Source organism: Pseudomonas sp. R62 (assembly GCF_000257605.1).
Taxonomy (GTDB): Bacteria; Pseudomonadota; Gammaproteobacteria; order Pseudomonadales; family Pseudomonadaceae; genus Aquipseudomonas; species Aquipseudomonas atacamensis.
The window spans coordinates 1,752,049-1,755,687 of sequence record NZ_JH635999.1 but is presented as its reverse complement, the minus strand read 5'-3'; the positions used below and the strand labels follow the sequence as shown (position 1 = coordinate 1,755,687).

Annotated in this window: 2 protein-coding genes; one reads left to right on the top strand and one right to left on the bottom strand. The window is 60.1% G+C overall.

All coding sequences use genetic code 11. From position 1 onward, the window contains the following. The coding region (locus tag OQK_RS25815; RefSeq protein ID WP_038861775.1) for an NAD-glutamate dehydrogenase domain-containing protein at window positions 1-2,258 on the top strand (2,258 nt) is incomplete at its 5' end. Window positions 2,259-2,319: 61 nt separating this feature from the next. On the opposite strand, the gene OQK_RS25810 is transcribed toward OQK_RS25815, so the two are convergent. Continuing rightward, window positions 2,320-3,639 (bottom strand): hypothetical protein (locus OQK_RS25810; RefSeq protein WP_238537268.1); only part of this gene is annotated, 1,320 nt, incomplete at its 5' end.

Here is a 3,639-nt window from a genome sequence, read left to right as displayed (position 1 = left end):
TCTTCATTTCCGGCCTGTTGGACATCACCGACAACCTGAAGGACGGCGCCCTGGTACCGCCGGTCAACGTCGTGCGTCATGACGACGATGACCCGTACCTGGTGGTCGCGGCGGACAAGGGCACTGCAACCTTCTCCGACATCGCCAACGGCATCGCCATCGACTACGGCTTCTGGCTGGGTGACGCGTTTGCCTCCGGTGGTTCGGCCGGTTACGACCACAAGAAAATGGGCATCACCGCCAAAGGCGCGTGGGTCGGCGTGCAGCGCCACTTCCGCGAACGCGGCATCAATGTTCAGGAAGACAGCATCACCGTAGTTGGCGTCGGCGACATGGCCGGCGACGTGTTCGGTAACGGCCTGTTGATGTCCGACAAGCTGCAACTGGTGGCCGCGTTCAACCACATGCACATCTTCATCGACCCGAACCCGAACCCGGCGACCAGTTTCGTCGAGCGTCAGCGTCTGTTCGACCTGCCGCGTTCGGCCTGGACCGATTACGACACCAGCATCATGTCCGAAGGTGGCGGTATCTTCTCGCGCAGCGCGAAGAGCATCGCGATCTCGCCGCAGATGAAAGAACGCTTCGACATCCAGGCTGACAAGCTGACCCCGACCGAACTGCTCAATGCCTTGCTCAAGGCGCCGGTGGATCTATTGTGGAACGGCGGTATCGGCACCTACGTCAAGGCCAGCACCGAAAGCCACGCCGATGTCGGCGACAAGGCCAACGATGCACTGCGCGTCAACGGTAACGAGCTGCGCTGCAAAGTCGTGGGCGAGGGCGGTAACCTCGGCATGACCCAACTGGGTCGTGTGGAATTCGGCTTGAATGGCGGCGGCTCCAACACCGACTTCATCGACAACGCCGGTGGCGTGGACTGCTCCGACCACGAAGTGAACATCAAGATCCTGCTGAACGAAGTGGTTCAGGCCGGTGACATGACCGACAAGCAACGCAACCAGTTGCTGGCGAGCATGACCGACGAAGTCGGCAATCTGGTGCTGGGCAACAACTACAAGCAGACTCAGGCCCTGTCCCTGGCGGCGCGCCGTGCCTACGCGCGCATCGCTGAGTACAAGCGTCTGATGAGCGATCTGGAAGGCCGTGGCAAGCTGGACCGTGCCATCGAGTTCCTGCCGACTGAAGAGCAACTGACCGAGCGCGTCGCTGAGGGCCACGGCCTGACCCGTCCTGAGCTGTCGGTGCTGATTTCCTACAGCAAGATCGACCTGAAAGAGCAACTGCTGGGCTCGCTGGTGCCGGACGACGATTACCTGACCCGCGACATGGAAACGGCGTTCCCGCCGACCCTGGTCAGCAAGTTCTCCGAAGCCATGCGTCGCCATCGTCTGAAGCGCGAGATCGTCAGCACCCAGATCGCCAACGATCTGGTCAACCACATGGGCATCACCTTCGTGCAGCGACTCAAAGAGTCGACCGGCATGAGCCCGGCGAACGTGGCTGGCGCTTACGTGATCGTGCGTGACATCTTCCACCTCCCGCACTGGTTCCGTCAGATCGAAGCGCTGGACTATCAGGTTTCCGCTGACGTGCAGCTGGAGCTGATGGACGAGCTGATGCGTCTGGGCCGTCGCGCCACGCGCTGGTTCCTGCGTGCCCGCCGCAACGAGCAGAACGCTGCCCGTGACGTCGCGCATTTCGGTCCGCACCTGAAAGAGCTGGGCCTGAAACTCGACGAACTGCTCAGCGGCGAAATCCGTGAGAACTGGCAGTCGCGCTATCAGGCGTATGTCGAAGCCGGTGTGCCGGAATTGCTGGCGCGTATGGTTGCGGGTACTTCGCACCTGTACACGCTGCTGCCGATCATCGAAGCCGCCGACGTCACCGGGCAGGACCCGGCCGAAGTGGCCAAGGCTTACTTCGCTGTGGGCTCTGCGCTGGACATCACTTGGTACCTGCAACAGATCAGCGCGCTGCCGGTGGAAAACAACTGGCAGGCTCTGGCCCGTGAAGCGTTCCGTGATGACGTCGACTGGCAGCAACGGGCGATCACCATCTCCGTCCTGCAACAGGGCGACGGCTCCCAGGACGTGGAAGCACGCCTGGCGCTGTGGATGGCCCAGCACGAAAGCATGATCGAACGCTGGCGCGCCATGCTGGTGGAAATCCGTGCTGCGAGCGGTACGGACTACGCCATGTACGCGGTGGCCAACCGTGAACTGCTGGATCTGGCGTTGAGCGGGCAAGCGATCGTGCCTGCGATCACTGCGAATGCCGAGCTTGAACTGGCGTAAGTAGTGGCTGAATGAAGAAGCCCCGCTCTCGAAAGAGGCGGGGCTTTTTCTTGTCTGTCATTCAGAGCGTCTCGGCGCAGCGGAAGGCGAAGCTACCAACGCCGTCGGCACGGGGCAGGGATGTTCCGGTTACGACAATCTGATTGTTCTGAATAGCAAGGCCTCCCGCCATGTCGAGCACGTCGGTCAGATTGATCACCAGCACACCGTCGTCGGCAAAACCGCGATCCGGAGCGCCGTCCGATTTGAACTGGGCAATGACGATTTCGGAGTCTTCTTCGCCGTGGGTGCTGGAAAGCAACACGATGCGTACGCCTTCTCGCAGCGTGCCAGCAGTCCATTGGATGCCGAAAGGCGCGCCGGAATAAGACGTCAGGACTGGCCTCCCTTCATTGAAGTCGCTGGCGTATTTGCCATTTCTGTCGACACAAACCAGGACGCCCCTGTGAACAAGATCCTCCGAGGTGGCGCTACCGATGCCGAGGATGTTGCCATCAGGCATTTCCACCAGTTGGTTGATCTGACTGAGCTTGTCCAGGCGCTCGAACAGGGCAAAACCGTTATCACCAAAGCTGCTGACAGGCTTACCTGCGGCGTCGAAGAGGGCGATCATTGCGCGGTAGCGGTCTTTACTTGAAACGTAACCTGCGATGGCGAATTTGCCGTCCTGCAGCCGGATCAGTGAGCCAGCCCACGTGGAATTGTCCAGGTATCGGATCGTGATGTAACCCTGTCCTTGGCCAAAGGAAGTGTCCAGAGCCCCGTCGCTATGCAGCCTGATCAAAAGACCGTATTGGCCATTGGGGGAATATTGATGATTGCTCAGGACCATCAGTTTTCCGCCGGCCAGTTCAATGGCATGGCCACTGTAATCGGATGCCGTAGTGCGTTTTTGCTCCGGTGCTACCTCGGACGACGCGAGGGCGGGCAACGGAATCTGGCTAACGATGACCACGCCGTTGTCGCCAAATCCGCTCTCGGGCGTTCCGTCATTGCGAAACATTGCCAAGCAGCGCTGTGGTCGTGCGTATTCGTGTAGGACAAAGGCACCCTGAAGCAACAGATTGTTGTTTTCGAGGATGCTGATGCTGCCACCCGTGGATTTATAGCCCTGCGCGAAAACCCCGGTCGCCACGCCATCCCGGGCAAACGAAGCGTCCTGTGTGCCATCAGGCTTCAACCGCACAATGGCGAACTTGTTGCCCGCGCTGGCGGCGATCAGCAGCTTGCCGTCCGCCGCGACGGTAACTGCGTTGGCGAAGCCGTTTTCCTGATCGGGATATTCAAACCAGGTGAGGCCATTTTTATTGGGGCCGAAAGTGGGGTCCAGGTTAAGCACGGCGGTGTCTTTGACTTCAGTCATGGTCAGCTCCTCGAATAC